General features: G+C 65.5%; 17 protein-coding genes. 7 read left to right on the top strand and 10 right to left on the bottom strand.

Annotated features, from left to right (window positions below; all coding sequences use genetic code 11):
- The first annotated feature begins 7 nt into the window (after positions 1 to 7).
- From K9B33_RS00675 to K9B33_RS00660, 4 genes are read left to right on the top strand one after another with little or no spacing between them, the layout of a single operon-like run.
- Positions 8 to 1231, top strand: coding sequence for an NADH:flavin oxidoreductase/NADH oxidase family protein (locus K9B33_RS00675; RefSeq protein WP_224545920.1), 1224 nt, complete (start codon positions 8 to 10; stop codon positions 1229 to 1231).
- An 11-nt stretch (positions 1232 to 1242) separates the two neighbouring features.
- Positions 1243 to 1986 (top strand): SDR family NAD(P)-dependent oxidoreductase, encoded by a 744-nt coding sequence (locus tag K9B33_RS00670; protein WP_224545919.1) that lies wholly within the window; start codon positions 1243 to 1245, stop codon positions 1984 to 1986.
- A 20-nt stretch (positions 1987 to 2006) separates the two neighbouring features.
- Positions 2007 to 2837: an alpha/beta fold hydrolase gene (locus K9B33_RS00665; RefSeq protein ID WP_224545918.1), complete on the top strand. Its 831-nt coding sequence runs from the start codon at positions 2007 to 2009 to the stop codon at positions 2835 to 2837.
- Positions 2834 to 3580 (top strand): SDR family NAD(P)-dependent oxidoreductase, encoded by a 747-nt coding sequence (locus K9B33_RS00660; RefSeq protein WP_224545916.1) that lies wholly within the window; start codon positions 2834 to 2836, stop codon positions 3578 to 3580. The genes K9B33_RS00665 and K9B33_RS00660 overlap by 4 nt, the downstream gene beginning before the upstream one ends.
- 17 nt (positions 3581 to 3597) lie before the next feature.
- On the opposite strand, the gene K9B33_RS00655 is transcribed toward K9B33_RS00660, so the two are convergent.
- From K9B33_RS00655 to K9B33_RS00610, 10 genes are all read right to left on the bottom strand, one after another.
- A complete protein-coding gene (locus K9B33_RS00655; protein WP_224545915.1) occupies positions 3598 to 4116 on the bottom strand; it encodes a nitroreductase family deazaflavin-dependent oxidoreductase in 519 nt (172 codons plus the stop codon).
- Between the two features lie 82 nt (positions 4117 to 4198).
- Positions 4199 to 5656 carry a pyruvate carboxylase gene (locus K9B33_RS00650; RefSeq protein WP_224545913.1) on the bottom strand — a complete coding sequence of 486 codons (1458 nt, stop codon included), beginning with the start codon at positions 5654 to 5656 and terminating at the stop codon, positions 4199 to 4201.
- Between the two features lie 57 nt (positions 5657 to 5713).
- Positions 5714 to 6196 (bottom strand): acetyl-CoA carboxylase biotin carboxyl carrier protein, encoded by a 483-nt coding sequence (locus tag K9B33_RS00645; protein ID WP_224545911.1) that lies wholly within the window; start codon positions 6194 to 6196, stop codon positions 5714 to 5716.
- A gap of 33 nt (positions 6197 to 6229) precedes the next feature.
- Positions 6230 to 7354 carry an acyl-CoA dehydrogenase family protein gene (locus tag K9B33_RS00640; RefSeq protein ID WP_224545909.1) on the bottom strand — a complete coding sequence of 375 codons (1125 nt, stop codon included), beginning with the start codon at positions 7352 to 7354 and terminating at the stop codon, positions 6230 to 6232.
- 11 nt (positions 7355 to 7365) lie between these two features.
- A complete protein-coding gene (locus K9B33_RS00635) occupies positions 7366 to 8556 on the bottom strand; it encodes an acyl-CoA dehydrogenase (protein ID WP_224545907.1) in 1191 nt (396 codons plus the stop codon).
- Between the two features lie 4 nt (positions 8557 to 8560).
- Positions 8561 to 9358: an enoyl-CoA hydratase/isomerase family protein gene (locus K9B33_RS00630; protein WP_224545905.1), complete on the bottom strand. Its 798-nt coding sequence runs from the start codon at positions 9356 to 9358 to the stop codon at positions 8561 to 8563.
- 9 nt (positions 9359 to 9367) lie between these two features.
- On the bottom strand, positions 9368 to 10201 hold the full coding sequence (locus K9B33_RS00625; protein WP_224545903.1) for an N-acyl homoserine lactonase family protein: 834 nt from the start codon (positions 10199 to 10201) through the stop codon (positions 9368 to 9370).
- Positions 10198 to 11124, bottom strand: a complete 927-nt coding sequence (locus K9B33_RS00620) for an OB-fold nucleic acid binding domain-containing protein (RefSeq protein ID WP_224545902.1) — start codon at positions 11122 to 11124, stop codon at positions 10198 to 10200. Before K9B33_RS00620 ends, K9B33_RS00625 begins: the two co-directional genes overlap by 4 nt.
- Before the next feature lie 11 nt (positions 11125 to 11135).
- A complete protein-coding gene (locus tag K9B33_RS00615; protein WP_224545900.1) occupies positions 11136 to 12287 on the bottom strand; it encodes a thiolase C-terminal domain-containing protein in 1152 nt (383 codons plus the stop codon).
- 2 nt (positions 12288 to 12289) lie between these two features.
- Positions 12290 to 13408 (bottom strand): thiolase C-terminal domain-containing protein, encoded by a 1119-nt coding sequence (locus tag K9B33_RS00610; RefSeq protein ID WP_224545898.1) that lies wholly within the window; start codon positions 13406 to 13408, stop codon positions 12290 to 12292.
- A 240-nt stretch (positions 13409 to 13648) separates the two neighbouring features.
- On the opposite strand from K9B33_RS00610, the gene K9B33_RS00605 reads away from it, so the two are divergent.
- From K9B33_RS00605 to K9B33_RS00595, 3 genes are read left to right on the top strand one after another with little or no spacing between them, the layout of a single operon-like run.
- The gene (locus K9B33_RS00605; RefSeq protein ID WP_224545896.1) at positions 13649 to 14713 is read left to right on the top strand and encodes an amidohydrolase family protein; all 1065 of its coding nucleotides are present in this window, start codon (positions 13649 to 13651) and stop codon (positions 14711 to 14713) included.
- Positions 14706 to 16232, top strand: a complete 1527-nt coding sequence (locus K9B33_RS00600; RefSeq protein WP_224545895.1) for a class I adenylate-forming enzyme family protein — start codon at positions 14706 to 14708, stop codon at positions 16230 to 16232. The genes K9B33_RS00605 and K9B33_RS00600 overlap by 8 nt, the downstream gene beginning before the upstream one ends.
- 3 nt (positions 16233 to 16235) lie before the next feature.
- Positions 16236 to 17108, top strand: a complete 873-nt coding sequence (locus K9B33_RS00595) for an alpha/beta fold hydrolase (protein WP_224545893.1) — start codon at positions 16236 to 16238, stop codon at positions 17106 to 17108.
- Positions 17109 to 17116: the final 8 nt, after the last annotated feature.

The raw sequence follows: 17116 nt of genomic DNA, 5'->3' as shown, positions 1-17116 counted from the left end.
AAAGATCATGCCCCCCGCCCTGACCGACCCGTTGACGCTGCCCTGCGGCGCCGTGCTCAAGAACCGCATCGTCAAAGGCGCGATGACCGAAGGCATCGGCACGCCGGACAATCGCGCGACCGCCGATCATGCCGCGCTCTACGGTCGCTGGGCGCGGGGCGGCGCGGGGCTGCTACTGACCGGCAATGTGCAGATCGATCGCCGCTTCGTCGAGCGGCCCGGCAATGTCGCGATCGACGACAATGGCGGGCTGGAGCTGCTCGCCGCCTATGCCGCTGCCGGACGGGAGAATGGCACCCATATCTGGATGCAGATCAACCATCCCGGTCGCCAGGCGGGCGCGTCGCCCGAGACCTTCGTCGCGCCGTCGGCCATGCCACTGGTCGGCGGCACGGGCATGTGTCGTGCGCTGAGCGTCGCGGAAATCCACGATATCCAGCGCCGCTTCGTCCATGTCGCGGTCACCGCCCGCGAAACCGGCTTTACCGGCGCCCAGGTCCATGCCGCGCATGGCTATCTCCTGTCCCAATTCCTCAGCCCGCTGACCAACCAGCGCGACGATGATTGGGGCGGCAGCCTGGAAAACCGCGCACGCCTGCTGCTCGACATCATCACCGCCATCCGCACCGCGACCGGCCCGGATTTCCCGGTCTCGGTAAAACTCAACAGCGCCGATTTCCAGAAGGGCGGCCTCACCGAAGAGGAATCGGTCCAGATCGTCCACTGGCTTTGCGCGGCTGGCATCGACCTGCTGGAGATTTCCGGCGGCAGCTATGAATCGCAGGTCATGGTCGGTCGCGAACGGGATGGCACGTTGCGCAAGAAAGCCTCCACCATGGCGCGCGAAGCCTATTTCCTCGATTTCGCCGCGCGGTTGCGCCCGCATGTATCCGTGCCGCTCGCCGTCACCGGCGGTTTCCGAAGCCGCGCCGCGATGACGCAGGCGCTGAAGACAGGCGCGCTCGACGCGATCGGCATCGCCCGCCCGCTCTGCCTAGACGCCGGCCTTATCGACGATCTGCTCGACGGCCGGATCGACCGCCTCCCCTCGCCCGACGATCTGCCGGGCACGGAGGCGCAGGCGACCATCGCCTATTATTTCAATCAGATCCGCCATCTGGCGACCGGCGACCCGATCGAGACGGACATCGACTGGCAGGCCCAGCTCGACGCGCACAGCGCCTATGACGCGGCTCTCACTGAACGCTATCTCGCGACCTTCGCGTCATGACGGGCCGCCCTTTGATCGACCTAGAAGGCCGCCACATCGCCATCGTCGGCGCGGCGGGCGAACTGGGTGTGGCCATGGCCGCATTGCTGCTCGACCTGGGCGCACGGGTCGTCGCCATCGACCACGACGCGGCCGCCCTTCAAGCCATGTCCGGCCCATCGAACCTGCACATCATCGTCGCCGACGTCACGGACGAGGCAGCAATGGCCCGAGCCTTCGAGGCGCTGGAGGCTCCGCTCGACGGCCTCGTCAACGGCGCAGGCATAGAGAATGCGGCGACCCCGCTCGATGCGCTCGACACCGCGCTCTTTCGCCGTGTGATGGACGTCAACGTCACCGGCGTTTTCCTGGGCATGAAGCATGGCGTGCCCCATATGCGCACGCCCAGCGGATCGATCGTCAACATCGCCAGCACCGGCGGCATCAAGGGCGCGGCGGGCATGAGCGCCTATGTCGCCAGCAAGCATGCCGTGATCGGCCTTACCCGCTGCGCCGCGATCGACTACGGCCCCATAGGACTGCGCGTCAACGCGCTCTGCCCCGGCCCGCTCGACGGGCGAATGATCGACGCGATCATGGGCAGCAGGCCGGGCGAACCGTCCGACCGGGCGAAGGCCCGCATGGCGGCGATCCCCAGCCGCCGCTTCGGCGCGATGGCGGAGGTCGCGCAGGCAACCGCCTATCTGCTGTCCGACGCTGCCACCTTTGTAAATGGCGCCTGTCACATGGTGGACGGCGGCATATCGGCGATATGATGCGATCGGGAGAGCGCGACATGCACACATTATCCTTGCCCACAGGCGCGACCATCGCGTTCGACGACAGCGGTGGCGGCAACAGCGGCGATGGGGGCACCGCCATCCTTTTCAGCCACGGCTATATGATGAACCGGTCGATGTTCGCGCCCCAGATCGACCATTTCGCCGGCCGCTGGCGCTGCATCGCCTGGGACGCGCGGGCGCATGGGGACACGGTCTGGGAAGGGCCGTTCGACTATTGGGATTCCGCGCGCGACATGCTGGCGATGATGGATGCGCTGGCCCTCGACAAAGTGATCCATGTCGGCATGAGCCAGGGTGGGCTGGTCGGGATGCGCGCCGCCCTGCTCGCGCCGGAGCGTTTCCACGGCCTCGTCCAGCTTTCGACGCAGGCGGGCGAGGCGCCCAAGAGCGACGACGACACATTTCCCCGCCAAATCGCCGACTGGATCGCCAATGGTCCCGACCCGGAAAAACTCGCTTTTCTCGGCGGTTTCATCCTGGGGCCGGGTGTCGATCACGCCCCATGGCACGAAGCCTGGTCGCGCGTGACAAAGACGCAAGTGCGCGACGCCACCGGCGCGCTGGCATCGATCGATCCGCTGTTTCACAGGCTGCGCGACGTCACCATGCCGGTCGCGGTGATCCACGGCCTCGCCGACTTGGCCACCTCGCACGAACTGGGACTGCTAACGGCGCAGGGCGTCCCCGATCCGCGCGTTGTGACGCTCGTGCCGGGCGGGCCCCATGCGGTAAACCTCAGCAATCCGCGGCGGGTGAACCAGGCGATCGAGGACTTCATCCTCGAACTGGCCAGCGAAGATCCAACAATAAGGCAAAAGACATGACTGCAATCGATCTGAAGGACAAGGTCGCCCTGGTCACGGGCGGCGCATCGGGCATCGGCAAGGCCTGCGTCGAGGCGCTGCTCGCCGCGGGCGCCAAGGTGGTGATCGCCGACCTCGATGGCGACGCGGCGCGGGCGCTGGCTGTCACGCTCGGCCCGAATGTCGCTGGCACGGCGGCCGATACGACGGACGAGGCATCCTGTTTCGCCATGGTGGACTTCGCCCGGCAGCAGTTCGGCGCGCTTCATATCGCCGTCAACAATGCCGGCGTCACCAGCACGCATACGCCGATCAGCGAACTCGCCCTCGCCGAATGGCGGCGCGTCGCATCGGTCAATATGGACGGCGTGTTCCTGAGCCTGAAGGCCGAAATCCCGGCGATGCGGGATACCGGCGGTGGCGCGGTGGTGAATATCGGCTCGGTCATGTCCGCCGTCGCGGCGGCCGGCGCGTCCGCCTACACCACCTGCAAGCACGCCATCGTCGGCCTGACCAAGGCCGCCGCGCTGGAAGGTGCGCCGATGGGCATCCGCGTCAACGCGGTCGGTCCGGGCTATGTGGAAACGCCGCTGCTGCAACAGGCGACGCGCGACCGGATGGCGGAGATCGCGGCCCTGCACGCCCTCGGCCGCATCGCCCAGCCGGAGGAGATCGCCGCCGCCGTCTGTTTCCTGGTCTCGCCGCTCGCCAGCTTCATGACCGGCACCTATTATCCCGTCGATGGCGGCTATCTAGCGCGTTGACACGCCAGCGACCGATCCTACAGGCGCACGCCTTCGGGCAGGTCGAGCGCGATGATCGGTATCTCGCGCCGGCAACGCTGCTGATATTCGATCTGGGCGGGCTGTTCGCGCGAGATATGGTCCCAATAGGCCGCCCGCGCCTCGCCCGTGATGACGCGGGCGACAGCGGACGAGCCGTTTGCGCCGACTTGGATGCGGCAAGCATTATTCGCCATCAGGTTGAGATACCAGCTCGGCGGCTCCTCGGTCCCGCCGCGCGACGCGACGATCAATATGTCGCCGTTGAACCGATAATATTGCAGCGCCGTATTGCGCCAGACGCCGCTCTTGTGACCCAGATGGTGGAGCAGCAGGCAGGCCACCGCGCCCCCAGGCGTGCCGATCACGACCGGGTCCCAATAATGGGCGGCCACGGGATCTGACAGATAGAGCTGCCGGTGTTTTTCCAGTTCGTCCTTCACCAGATTGGGCAAGTCCTTGAATTCGTCCTTGGCCAGATCCTTCGCGCGGATCGCGTCCATCTTTTCCGAAGTCATCTCATGCTCCTTGATGAAGAGGCGGTTCGGCACCCGATAGGAAGGATCGGACCCGGATTTGCGAATTAATCAGCGCTGGCCTTCACTCTCTCCGCAGGCTGAGGTTGAGGCCGGCGGACTTCAACTCCACCACCGGCATGGTGGCGACCTGCATCAGCTTGCGCATCTGTTCCAGTTCGGGCGACGACAGCAGCGGATAGTCGCGGCGCACCGGCCCGGTCGCACGCATCTTGTCGATGTCCGCCTGCGGCACGGTGGCGCGCAGGATCAGTTCGTCCTCGTCGTCCGTGCCATATTGCTTCTTCAGCTCGGCCAGGTCCGGATCGGGCGGCGGATTGTCCAGCACTTCCTTCGCCCGCGCGCTGCCCATGATGCGGTCCAGCACATTGGCGTCGATCGGCGCGACCGTCTCGCCATAGAAGCCGGCGGCATATTGCACGACCTCGTCGGGCACGGTGCCATAACGCTCGCCGGTGACGATGTTCAGCACCGCCTGGATGCCGACCAACTGGCTGAACGGCGTCGCCATGCCGGGATAGCCCAGATCCTTGCGCACCGCCGCGACCTCGGCCAGCACGTCGCCGATCCGGTCGGTCATATTGTGCATGGCCAGTTGCGCCTTGAACGTGCCCATCATCCCGCCGGGAATCTGGTGCTCGATCGAGAAAATGTCATATTCGGCATATTGGTCGACCAGGAAGCCCGCCGCCTTGCCAACGGCGCGGAAATGATCGGCCACGGGCTGGAACAGGCTCGTATCCAGATTATGGGTATGCCCCTTCAACTCGATATTGCGCACCATCGTCTCGGTCGCGGGCACGGACGGGCCGTTCGCCATCGGCTTGCTGGCGGTGTGGAGGACGGACACGCCCAAGTCCACCGCATCCAGATAGGCCTTGGCGGTCTGGCCCAGCAGATTGTTGGCGTGGAATTCGATCGGCTTGCCATTGGCTGCCGCGACGATGCCAGGCATCAGGGTCTGGAGCCGTTCCTTCTCCAGCACGCCGGCCGTGTCGTACAGCAGGATGCTGTCCACGTCGGGACTCGCGGCCAGCACGCGCACCTTTTCCGCATAATAGGCGTCGGTATGGACGGGCGAGAGCGCAAACATGACGGCGGCCGCCACCCAGGCGTCGCTTTCCTTGGCAACCTTGGCCAGGCGCAGCATATTGTCGAAGCCGAACAACACGTCATAGATCCAGAAGGACCGCACGCCATGCGCGCACAGGCGCCGGACCCACAGGTCCATCAGCGCGCGCGGGCTGACGCTGAAAGTGACATTGGCGTTGGAGCGCAGCCCGGCCCGCAACGGCGTGTTGGGCATGGAAGCGACCAGCAGGTCCAGACCCTCCCAATAATTTTCCTGGCAATAGCGGGTCAGCACGTCGAGCATGCCGCCGCCGGTCAGGTCGATGGTCTTGAAGCCCGTCCTGTCGATCAGCGGCGATACCGGCAGCGCCATGCCCGCGCGCATGCGCAGGCCCCACAGGCTCTGCTGCCCGTCGCGCATCGTTTCGTCGAGAAATTCGATATGAGCCATTCGCTTATACTCTCCCGCGGCCGTCCGGCGCGTCTTTCAGAATGTTGGGGTGCAGACCTAGTCGCACGCGATGTAGAAGAGCGGCTGTCCGCCCTCGACCAGATCGGCGTCGGCCACGGCGACGTGCTGGAGCGTTCCGGCTATCCCCGCCTTGACCGACGTAAAGAGCTTCATCACCTCGATCAGGCAGAGTTCGGTATGCGCCTCTACCCGCTGCCCGACCTCCACGAAGGGCGGGGAGCCGGGCTTGGGCGACCGGTAGAAGGTGCCCAGATTGGGCGCCTTCACCGCGGTCCAGGCGGGATCGATCGGCCCGGCACTGGCGCCCGCTCCGACGGGTTCCGGTGCGGCTGGCGCGGGCGCAACAGGCGGCACCGCAACCGGCATCGCCGCCTGTTGCGCCCCGTCCAGCGACAGCGTCGCCTTGTCCTTCGACAACAGCAGGCTGATTGCGCCGCTTTCGACCCGCAACTCGGTCCAGCCGCCGGCCTTGAACAGGTCGGTCAGTATTTCGATGTCACGCAGCAATTGTTCGCTCATCCGGTCCATACCATGTGATGAAGGGCCTGATCGTCAGGCCGCCTGGGCTTTGTCGCCGACCGCCTGCGCAGCCAGCGTTTCCACCATGATCCGCTCATAATGCCAGACATGATTGCCAAAGCCATGCTCCAGCACCTTTGCCCGGCGTAAAAAGCGGTGCAGTCCCAATTCCCAGGTAAAGCCCATGCCGCCATGGATCTGCACCGTTTCGTTGCAGACATCGCGTGCGACTTCGCCGCAATAGGCTTTGGCCATCGACGCCGCGCGGCTGCGGTCGGGGTCGTTTTCCGCCGCGGTCCAGAAGGCGTAATAGGCAGCCGACCGCCCCGCCTCGACAGCCACGGCCATGTCGGCGCAGCGATGCTTGATCGACTGGAATGCCCCGATCGGCTGGCCGAACTGGACCCGCGTCTTGGCATAGTCCACCGATGCGTCCAGCATCCTTGCGGCCATGCCCATCGCCATGCCGGCATAGACGATCGCCGCGGCATCCATCAGGCGGGGAACGACGTCACCCGATCCCGCATGGCCGACCAGCGCCCCGTCCATCAGTGCGGCGCCGTCCAGCGTCACTTCGCACAGCCCGCTCGACGGATCGATATCGGCATGGCGGCGGATCGACACCCCGCGCGCATCGCGCGCGACCAGGAGAAGGCCAATGCGACCATCGATGCGCGCCAGCACCAGCAGCAGGTCGGCGACATCCGCATCGGGCACCAATATCTTCGATCCGGTCACGCCATTGCCGCCCATCACGGTTTGCACCGCATCGGGGTCATAGCCCTGACCATTCTCCAGCATAGCCAGCGCGATGCGCAACTCGCCCGTGGCGATGCGCGGCAGCAGCGACGCCTGCTGCGCCGCGGTGCCTGCGCGCACGATGATGTCAGTCGCGATCAGGGTGGACGCGGCGATCGGCGGCGCAAGACCCGCGCCCAGCGCCTCGATTGCCAGTGCGACGTCGACCAGCGTCAGCCCCACCCCGCCATGCGCCTCCGGCACCAGCAGGGCGAACAGGCCAAGGTCCGCCAGCGCCTGCCAGACCGCCGGATCGCGTGCTTCGGCCGGGTCGGGGCCGGTCAGTGCCGGGAAGTCGGCCAGCAAGGCGGCGACCGTTTCCCCCAGGCTCTTCTGTTCTTCGTTGAAGCCGAAATTCATGGGCCGTCCCCCTAACGCGGCAGGCCGAGCATACGCTCGCCGATGATGTTACGCTGGATTTCCGACGACCCGGAATAGATGGTGAAGGCCTTGGACTGGAGATAGCTCAGTTGGAACCGCCCGCCGCCCGCGCTCAAAGGATCGGGCGCGGCGATCGGCGCCGTCGGCCCCAATATGTCCATCGCCGCCTCGTACATATTCTGCGCCGCATGACTCCAGTAGAGCTTGATGACCGATGCGTCCGGCCCCCGATCGTCGCCGTTCAGATATTTGCTGAAGGTCCGCACCGCATTCAGGCGCATGATCTCGACCTCCGTGACGGAACGCGCCAGCTTCTGCCGCACGATCGGATCGTCGATCAGCATGGCGTCGCCCCGCGGCGTCGCGGCGACCGTGCCGACCAGCTTTTCCAGTTCCTGGCTGAAGCGGATCTGGCGACCCAGCGCATCTTCCGGCCCCCGCTCATAGGCCAGCGTCGTCATCGCGATCCGCCACCCGTCGTTGATGTCGCCGACGATATTGTCCACCGGCACCTCGACATCGTCGAAGAAGGTCTCGTTGAATTCGCACTCGCCCGATATCTGCCGCAGCGGACGGATCGAGATGCCGGGGCTCTTCATGTCGATCAACAGGAAGCTGAGGCCCTTATGCTTGGGCGCGTCGGGGTCCGTCCGCACCAGCGCGAAGCACCATTGCGAATATTGTGCGAAGCTGGTCCAGATTTTCTGCCCGTTGACGATGAACTTGTCGCCCCGCCGCTCGGCGCGCGTGCGCACCGACGCCAGGTCGGACCCGGCATTGGGCTCCGAAAAGCCCTGGCACCACACATCCTCCGACGACAGGATGCGGGGCAGGAAATATTTCTTCTGCGCCTCCGTCCCGTGCCGCAGGATCGTCGACCCGGCCAGGTTATGGCCGATGATGTTCAGCCCCTCGGGCGCCCCCACCCGCGCCATCTCCTCGGCAAAAATCGCCCGCTCGACCAGCGTGGCGCCGCGCCCGCCATATTCGACCGGCCAGTTGATCCCGCTCCAGCCACCCGAATGCAGCTTGCGCTCCCAGGCCAGACGGAACATCGCCCGCTCGTCCTCGTCTTCCGGTTCGAACACCGTCTCGCCCCAGCCCGGCGGCAGGGCGTCCGCCAGCCAGGCGCGCAGGTCTGCGCGAAACCTTTCTTCCTGCGGGCTGTAGCTGAAGTCCATGATTTCAGCCCCTTGCTGCGGCTGCGGCGAAATCGGGCGCGCGCTTTTCGCGGAATGCCTGCACGCCCTCCTCATATTCCGGGGTCAGATAGGCGACGGTCTGCGCATAGCTTTCATATTCCAGCATCTGGTCGAGCGTGGAATTGCTGGCCTTGTTGAGCAGCGTCTTGGTCATGCCGATCGCGGTTGGCGATCCTGCGGTGATCTTGGCCGCAATGGCGCGGGCGCGCTCCAGCAGTTCGTCATGCGGCACCACATGATTGACGATGCCCAGGTCTGCCGCTTCCTGCGCCGACACCTTGCGGGCGGTATAGCAAAGCTCCTTGGCCTTGTTGATGCCGATCACCCTGCCGAGCAGGTAGAGGCCGCCCAGGTCCGGGACCAGCCCAACGCGCGCGAAGGCCTGGATGAAGCTCGCATTCTCGCTCGCCACGATGAAGTCGCAGGCGAGCGCGATGTTGAACCCCGCCCCGGCCGCTGCGCCATTGACCGCCGCGATCACCGGCTTTTCGATGCGGAACAACGGCTCCAATATATCCTTCAAGATCCAGCGATGCCGCGCGCGGCGTTGCAGCGGCGTCATGTCGTCCTTGCGCGCCTTGAGGTCCGCGCCGGCGCAGAAACCGCGCCCCGCGCCGGTCAGGATGATGCAGCCAACGTCCCGGTCGGCCGCGACCTTGCCCAGCAAATCCTGCAATTCCTGATAGAGTTCGTCGGTCGTCGCGTTCATCGCGTCGGGCCGGTTCAGCGTGATCGTCGCGATCCGGTCGCTGACATCGTAGAGCAGATTATTATAGGCCATGGGGCATCCTCATGCGGAAGCGGCCGGCTCGGGCGGTTCATGCGCCAGGTCGCCGTCGGTGGAATCGGGGATCGCGAACCATTCGTCGGGAATGTTGCGCGGAATGCGGAAGTCGTGGGCGGGGATGACGATGTCGCTATTATCCTGCACGCGGCGCATAGCGCGCTGCCAGTCGCGCTCACTCTCGCTGCGGATATTGCCCGTCAGATAGGCGCCGGTCAGTGACCGTTGCGGATGACTGGTCGCCCGCGCGTCGGCCGGGAACCAGTAGCGATAATGGTCGCCCAGGTCCGACACGATCGCCGCCTTGCCCTTGGCGGTATCGACGATGACGACCTGCATCCCCTCGGTATGGCTTGGCACCGACAGCAGGCGGATACCGGGAAAAAGCTGATGGTCGCCATCCAGCAGCATCAATTGCGCCGGCCGCTTGCGCGCCATCAGATTGTCGAGCGTAGAGCGCCAGTAGAAGACCCGTTGAGAGGGCACCGGATCGACCGCCGCAAGCATCTCGGCCCGCTGCACCACGATGCAGGCGTCGGGGAACAGGTCCAGATTGTCGGCATGATCGAAATGCATGTGGGTCAGCACGACATGGCTGATGTCGGCCGGGGTCAGCCCTTCGCCGGCCAGCGCGGCGACCAGCGCCGGATGCCCGCCGCCCGTGCCGCCCACCCGCAGCCGCTTGTGGATGGTCGGGATGTCAGCCATCCCGCTGTCCACCAGGATCGTGCGCCCATCCCCCCGGACCAGCCAGCAATGCACCGGATCGCGCATCACCGATCCGCCATGCGGCAGATACAGCTCGCCCAGCCGGAGGGAGGTGATGCGATAATGGCTCACCCCTCGATGACCTCGAAGCGTTCGATGTCGGACACGCGTCCCTTGCGCTCGCCCTGCGTCCATACGGCACGAACGCGGGTGCCTGGCTTGATCTTCTCCTTGGCCTCTTCCAGGCTGTCGATCTCGATCACGTGGATCATGCGGGTCGACGCACCGTCCAGCACGATCTCCGCATAGACATAGGGCACCTTGCGGGTCTGGCCATAGACTTCCATGTTGATGATGGAACAGCCCCGGATGGTCCCGGTGTCGGCGCACGCCTTCCAGGTGCCGGTGCGGCTGTGGGTGACGTCGTCAATCTCGCGCGGGGGCAGCAAAGCGACGTCGCTGCCGGGCGAGCGCACGCCCATGAAGCGACCATTTTCCCGGATCTCGTCGAACATGCGGCCATAATAGGGGCCATAGGCATGTTCATAATCGAGCTTCATCGCATAGGGGATGACGCCCAGCGGCTCTTCCGTCCCGGCCAGCGCCTTGACCGCGCCGACCGGCGCGTCGGGCGCGATCCGGAAGCCCTTGATAGCCAGAACGGACTGTTCGACGCTGTCGTCCCATTCCGCCTCGACCCGCTGGCCTATCGCAATATCATCCAGTTCGGCCAGGATGCGGTGCGGAAAATCATTGTCGCAGCCGTCGAGGCGGATGAAGCCGATCACCTGCCCGTCGACACGGGTGAAGGCAGTCAGCACACCGGTGTGCGGCGCCTCGACAAAGGCTTCGGGCTCCTCGCCGCCTGTGGAGGAGAAATCCTGCGCGGGCGCGACCACCTGTCCGGAGGCGAAGCGCGAGGCGATGATCCGGCGGTTCTTCACCTCCGCCAGGAACGTCCCCGCCGCCCGGCCGGGAGTCAGCGTATAGGGCAGGTTGATCTCGCTGTGGAAAGTCGGCAGGTCGATCGGATAGCTGTCCGGTGCGGAAAACATCGTGTCTCTCCTTATGCGCTCAGAACGGCGCAACCGCGCAGATTGGCCCAACCGCCACCCGACTGCACGAGGGCGGTCTTGGCGTCCTTGATCTGGTGGCTTTCATTTTTGCCCATGACCTGCGTCGCCGCTTCGATCAGGCGGATCACGCCGACCGCGCCGATGGGGTTGGCCCCCATGCAACCGCCCGACGGGTTTACCGGAATATCGCCATCCAACTGGGTCGCGCCGGACGCGATCAGCTCGGCCGCCTGTCCCGGCGGGCAAAGCCCCAGGCTCTCATAATAGTTCAGCTCGAAGCAGCTATAGGGCTCCTGCACCTCCACCACGTCGAACTGCCGTCGCGGATTGGTGATACCGGCGGCGCGGTAGACCTGGCGACTGGCGATCGCCAGCGGCTCCGACAGCATCAGCGACCGTTCGGGCGCATTGTCCGCTTCGCAGCAATAGGCCATCCCCCGAATCCAGGCGGGACGGCTGGTCGAATGGTGCGCCATCTTCTCGGAAGACAGCACGATCGCAGCGGCGCCATCCGAAATGGGCGGCACGTCGAGCAGTTTGATCGGCCAGCAGAGCGGCTTGGAATTGAGGACGTCGTCGACCGACACTTCCTTCTTCACATGCGCATAGGGGTTGGCGATCGCATTCTTGCGGTTCTTCGCCGCGACCATCGCCGCCGCTTCCTCGGTATGGCCCAGCACGTCCATGCGCGCGCGCCAGTAGGCGGCGGAAAAGCCCATGATGCCGACCGCGAACTCCCGGCCCCAGAAGGGATCGTAGAGGGTGGAGATCGAATATTGCAGCTGCCCTTCGGACAGCTTGTCATAGGCGACGACCAACGTGCGTTCGGAAAAGCCACCCGCAACCTGATAATAGCCGGCCAGCGCCCCGGCGAAGCCCGCGCCGCCGCCGCTGGTCAGGCGGACCACCGACTTGCCCTGCGCGCCGATCGCGTCGACCACCCATTTTTCCGGCTGGTTCACCGCGGCGAACAGCACCGGGCCGGTGGCGACGACGACGGTGTCGATATCCTCCATGCTCAGCTTGGCGTCCGCAAGCGCGCGGTCCACCGCTTCGCGCACCAGTCCCGCCTGGCTGACGTCGGTCCGGCGGCGTGCATGATGGGTCTGCCCGACCCCTACTATTCCTACATGACGGCCCATGATCAAACCTCGAGAGTGAAGACGCAGTTATTCTGCATACCGACGCCGCCGGCGCCGTGGACGATGGCGCGGCGCGGAGTGCCGCCGCTGGACGTTTCAGGCTGGCTCAGTTGCCGGCTGGCTTCCGCCAATCGGACGAGGCCGGTCGCCATGATCGGATCCGCCGGCAAGGCGCCGCCCGACCGGTTGATCGCGACCTTGCCGTCGCGCGCGGCCGACAGGCCCTTGCCCGCTTCCGCCAGTCCCAGCGCCTCGATCGCCAGCAATTCGCCGATCACCGACGATCCGCTGATTTCGGCAATGTCCGCATCCGCCGACGCCCAGCCGGCATTGCGGTAAGCCATGGCGGCGGCCGTGGCGGCGGACGACAGTCGGCCGACCTCGCGCGCGGCGACGCTATGCGTATCCATCGATGTGCCCATGCCGGTGATGAAGGCCGGATTGCGGCTGACCCGCCGGGCAATGTCTTCCCGTGCGATCAGTACGGCGACGGCGCCGTCGACCGGCCGGGCGAACATCAGTTCGGTCAGCGGAGCCGCCCCCTCCTTCGCAGCCAATATGGCGTCGGCGTCGGGCAGGTCATCGATCGACACCTTGCCCGACGCCGCAGCGGCCGCCCAGCGGTCTGCGACCAGATCGGCCAGATCGCGGCTCGAAAGGCCGCTGTCGGCCAGATAACGCTGCGCCATGATGCCGTTCGCGGCACGCTGGCCGAAGCCGACCGGACGCTGGTAGAAAGGCTCCACCTGCGCATTCCAGTGCAGATCGACATTGGATTCCGACGGCTTGGAGTAAGCGACGATCAGGCCGACCGAGGACGAGCCGGAGCGGATCTTGTTCACGCCGTAAAGCGCCGCCCACAGCCCGTCTTCCTCGACCCGCGCCTCTTCCTTGTGATGCGCGCCGAGCGCACCGAGGAAACCACAGTTGGAAATGGACCGGCCGTCGAGCACGTCGCTGCCGGAATCGATGATGAAATCCACATCATCGATCGTCAGGCCTGAACCCTTGAATACCGACGTGACCACCGAAGAGATCAGATCGATATGCTGGGCATTGTTCCAGGCAGGTCGAAATTCTGTCTGGGCGGTCGCAACGACCCCCACCTTGCTTAGTGCCATCAGTGCATTCCTCATCCCAGCACCATTCCCATGCTTGAAGCGGTGAACGGCGTTGTAGCCTTGGTTATGCCGCCATCAACGCCCTAGTCAAGATAATTCGACGATTAGTCGGATTTTGACGATGGGAAGGAGAATGCCCTATTCCGGGCGAAATTGTAGATTATGAGGATGGAATAAGGAGATTGCTTTTTGCTTTTATCCGAAACATTATCGGGCAAAGCAAGAATGGAGAGGCAGGATATGGGTTTGGACGTGACGGGCCGCTATCGCTATCCGACGCCAAATCCGGCGTGGCTGGCCCGCGCCCGCGAAGAGGCGATCGATCCCGACCTGCCGATCATAGACCCGCATCATCACCTGTGGGTGGAATCGGGCGTCCCTTATCTGCTCGATGAGCTGCTGGCCGATCTGGGCGAAGGCCACCGGATCGACGCGACCGTCTTCGTCCAGGCCCATTATGCCTATCGCACCAAGGGGGAGGCCGATCTCGCGCCTGTTGGCGAAACAGAAGCGGTCGCCGCCATCGCCGCAGAAGCCTCGCGGCGCGGCGCGTCAACCATGATCGCCGCGGGCATCGTCGCTCATGCCGACCTGATGCTGGGCGACGCGGTGGAGGAGGTGCTGGCCGCCCATGCTGACGCCGCCGACGGCCGGCTGCGCGGTATCCGCCACTCCGTTTCCCGCGACGAACTGTTTCCCAACGGCATCGTGCTGCGCCCTTCCCCCGCAGGGATGCTGGCCGACCCGGCCTATCGCGCCGGGCTCGCGCGGGTGCAGGCGGCGGGCATTGCCTATGACGCGATGCTCTATCATCGGCAGATCCCCGAACTGACGGCGCTTGCGCGAGCCATGCCCGACCTGCCCATCATCCTCGACCATATTGGCTGCATCATCGGCGTCGGCCCCTATGAAGGGCGCGCAGAGGAGAATTTCCAGCATTGGTCGCAGGACATGGCCGACCTTGCCCGCTGTCCCAATGTTCGCGTCAAGATCGGCGGCTTCGGCATGATCATCTGCGGCGCGCGCTGGCACGAACGCGACGCGCCGCCATCCTCGATCGAACTGGCCGACGCATGGCGGCCCACTGTCGAACGCTGCATCGACTTGTTCGGCGCGGATCGCTGCATGTTCGAAAGCAATTTCCCGGTCGACAAGGCGATGTATTCCTACGCTACGCTCTGGAACGCCTTCAAGCGGCTGGCCGCCGGCGCCAGCGACACGGAAAAACACGCCCTGTTCGCCGGCACGGCGACCGCCAGCTACGGACTGTCCCTGCCCGCCCTGGCCGAGGCGAGCCATGGCTAATCGCGCCGCCCGCCTCTTTCACCTCGCCGCGGAATCGCCCGACCGGACAGCGCTGCTCTTCGAAGGCGCGACGCACAGCTTCGCCAGGCTGGCGCAGGGCGTGCAGGCGATGGCCGGCGGCCTTGCCGCGCTGGGTATCGGCCATGGCGACCATGTCGGGCTGCTGCTGCGCGCCTCGCCCGACTTCATTCTGGTCCAGCAGGCATTGTTCGCACTCGGCGCGGTGGTGACGCCGATCAACATCCTCTATCGCGCGGGCGAAATCCGTCATGCCGTCGCCTGCTGCGCGCTCGATCATATCGTCACTGCCCGCGACCTCGCCGATGCGCTGGACGCGGACATGGGTTGCCCGCTGATCTTGCTGGATGCGCCGACAGATGGCGCGAACAGCCGGTCGCTGCCGCTCGCGATCGAGCAGGCCTCGCCCCTTCCCGCGCCCGTCCCGCTCCAGCCGGAGGACATGGCCATGCTCCTCCTCACCAGCGCCACCACCGGCAAGGCCAAGGGCGTCATGCTGTCCGTCGGCAATCTCGCCGCCAATTATGACAGCACGCCGGGCTGGCTGGGGCTGGACGGCGACAGCGTCATCCTGTGCGCCCTGCCGCTCTACAACACGTTCGGCCTCAACCAGTGCATCAACGCGATGCTGGTGACCGGCTGCACGCTGGTCCTCCACGCGCGCTTCGACGCAGGCGTCTGCATCGACGCCATCGCCGCGCATCGCTGCACCTTCCTGCCCGCCGTGCCGACGATGCTGCAGAAAATCCTCGATCATCCTTCCGCCAACCGTGATTCGCTCGGTTCGCTCCGCACGATCATGACCGGCGGCGCGCCAGTGCCCTCCGCCCTCCTCCAGCGGCTGCTCGCCGTGGCCCCGGACGTCCGGCTGCTCACCGGATACGGCCTCACCGAAGCGACGGCACTCGTCACCCTGACGCAGGTCCGGCTCGGCGATCATGGCGGGATGGAGCGGGAACGCACCATCGGCCGCGTGCTGGACGGCATGGACCTCGCCATCGTCGACGATACTGGCGCGCCTTGCCCGGTCGGCGTCAGCGGAGAAATCATCGTGCGCGGACCGAACATCATGGCGGGCTATTATCGCGCGCCGCTCGACAGTGCGATGGCGCTGCGCGACGGCTGGCTGCGGACCGGCGACATCGGCCATCTCGACGCGGACGGCTATGCCTATATCGTCGATCGCAAGAAGGACGTCATCATCCGCGGCGGCCAGAATATCTACCCCGCCGACATAGAGGAAATTCTCTACCAGATACCCGGCGTGGCGGAAGCCGCGGTGATCGCCCGCGAAGACACGATGCTGGGCGAAGTTCCGGTCGCCTTCGTCGCGCTCCAGCCCGGCCGTCGACCTACCCCCGATCAGATACTTGCGCATTGCCGCACGCATCTGGCCGCTTACAAGGTGCCCGCCGCGATCACCCTGTTGGACGAGCTGCCCAAGGGGCCGACCGGCAAGATCCTGCGTCGCGCGTTGCGCGCCCAGCCGGTCGCCGACTGACCCATGATCGCGCCGAATTCCACCTTCGTCGACATTTGCGGATCGCGCCGCCATGTCCTGACATGGGGCGATCCGGCTAATCCCGCCGCGCTCATGGTCCACGGCCTGCTCGACCACGCCCATAATTGGGACTGGATCGCCAGCGCCCTTGCCGATCGCTATCATGTCGTGGCCATCGACCTGCGCGGCCATGGCGACAGCGACTGGACCGGGCGCGGCTCCTACGCCCTGTCCAACCATGTCATCGACATTGCCGATTGCGTCCATGCGCTCGGCCTGTCCGACATCCATCTCGTCGGCCATTCCATGGGCGGCCACATCGCCCTGCGTTTCGCTGCCACCTTCCCCGAACGGGTGCGATCGCTCTGCAGCATCGAGGGAGTCGAGCTGCCGATCATCCGCGATCAGGCGAAAGCGTCCAAACCCTATCCCACCCGCCTGCGCCAATGGATCGACGGGCAGCGTCGCGACCGGCAGCGCACGCCCCGTATCTATGCCGACGTTGCGGAGGCGGCGGCGCGGATGGCCGCGCATAATCCCGGGATGGACGCAGAAACCATCGCCCACCTCGCTTATCATGGCGTCACCCGGACCGCCGACGGCGGCTGGCGCTGGAAATATGACGACGCCTGTCGCGATCGTGCCCCCTACGATGCCCATGGCGTCGATCTGGACGAGATATTGGCGGCTATCGCCTGCCCCACCTTGCTTGCCTATGGCGGGGAAAGCTGGATTCCCGAACCCGCAGCCGACCGGCTCGACCGCATCGCCGACCATCGCCTGGTCCGCTTCCCCGGCGCCAGCCACTGGCTGCACCATCAGTCTCGCGCCGCCTTTCTGGCCGCGCTCACCGATTTCCTCGAAACCATCCGCTGAAAAGAGAA

The organism is Sphingobium sp. 3R8 (assembly GCF_020166615.1).
GTDB lineage: Bacteria > Pseudomonadota > Alphaproteobacteria > Sphingomonadales > Sphingomonadaceae > Sphingobium > Sphingobium bisphenolicum.
The sequence above is the reverse complement of the archived record's forward strand: the minus strand, read 5'-3'. Positions and strand labels throughout refer to the sequence as shown.

What these genes read in the sequence shown, in the direction of transcription:
- K9B33_RS00675 (WP_224545920.1), top strand. Translation starts at nt 8, where the DNA reads ATGCCCCCCGCCCTGACCGACCCGTTGACGCTGCCCTGCGGCGCCGTG.
- K9B33_RS00620 (WP_224545902.1), bottom strand. Translation starts at nt 11,124, where the DNA reads ATGTTTTCCGCACCGGACAGCTATCCGATCGACCTGCCGACTTTCCAC.
- K9B33_RS00630 (WP_224545905.1), bottom strand. Translation starts at nt 9,358, where the DNA reads ATGGCCTATAATAATCTGCTCTACGATGTCAGCGACCGGATCGCGACG.
- K9B33_RS00610 (WP_224545898.1), bottom strand. Translation starts at nt 13,408, where the DNA reads ATGGCACTAAGCAAGGTGGGGGTCGTTGCGACCGCCCAGACAGAATTT.
- K9B33_RS00640 (WP_224545909.1), bottom strand. Translation starts at nt 7,354, where the DNA reads ATGAATTTCGGCTTCAACGAAGAACAGAAGAGCCTGGGGGAAACGGTC.
- K9B33_RS00605 (WP_224545896.1), top strand. Translation starts at nt 13,649, where the DNA reads ATGGGTTTGGACGTGACGGGCCGCTATCGCTATCCGACGCCAAATCCG.
- K9B33_RS00650 (WP_224545913.1), bottom strand. Translation starts at nt 5,656, where the DNA reads ATGGCTCATATCGAATTTCTCGACGAAACGATGCGCGACGGGCAGCAG.
- K9B33_RS00655 (WP_224545915.1), bottom strand. Translation starts at nt 4,116, where the DNA reads ATGACTTCGGAAAAGATGGACGCGATCCGCGCGAAGGATCTGGCCAAG.
- K9B33_RS00665 (WP_224545918.1), top strand. Translation starts at nt 2,007, where the DNA reads ATGCACACATTATCCTTGCCCACAGGCGCGACCATCGCGTTCGACGAC.
- K9B33_RS00645 (WP_224545911.1), bottom strand. Translation starts at nt 6,196, where the DNA reads ATGAGCGAACAATTGCTGCGTGACATCGAAATACTGACCGACCTGTTC.
- K9B33_RS00595 (WP_224545893.1), top strand. Translation starts at nt 16,236, where the DNA reads ATGATCGCGCCGAATTCCACCTTCGTCGACATTTGCGGATCGCGCCGC.
- K9B33_RS00660 (WP_224545916.1), top strand. Translation starts at nt 2,834, where the DNA reads ATGACTGCAATCGATCTGAAGGACAAGGTCGCCCTGGTCACGGGCGGC.
- K9B33_RS00600 (WP_224545895.1), top strand. Translation starts at nt 14,706, where the DNA reads ATGGCTAATCGCGCCGCCCGCCTCTTTCACCTCGCCGCGGAATCGCCC.
- K9B33_RS00615 (WP_224545900.1), bottom strand. Translation starts at nt 12,287, where the DNA reads ATGGGCCGTCATGTAGGAATAGTAGGGGTCGGGCAGACCCATCATGCA.
- K9B33_RS00635 (WP_224545907.1), bottom strand. Translation starts at nt 8,556, where the DNA reads ATGGACTTCAGCTACAGCCCGCAGGAAGAAAGGTTTCGCGCAGACCTG.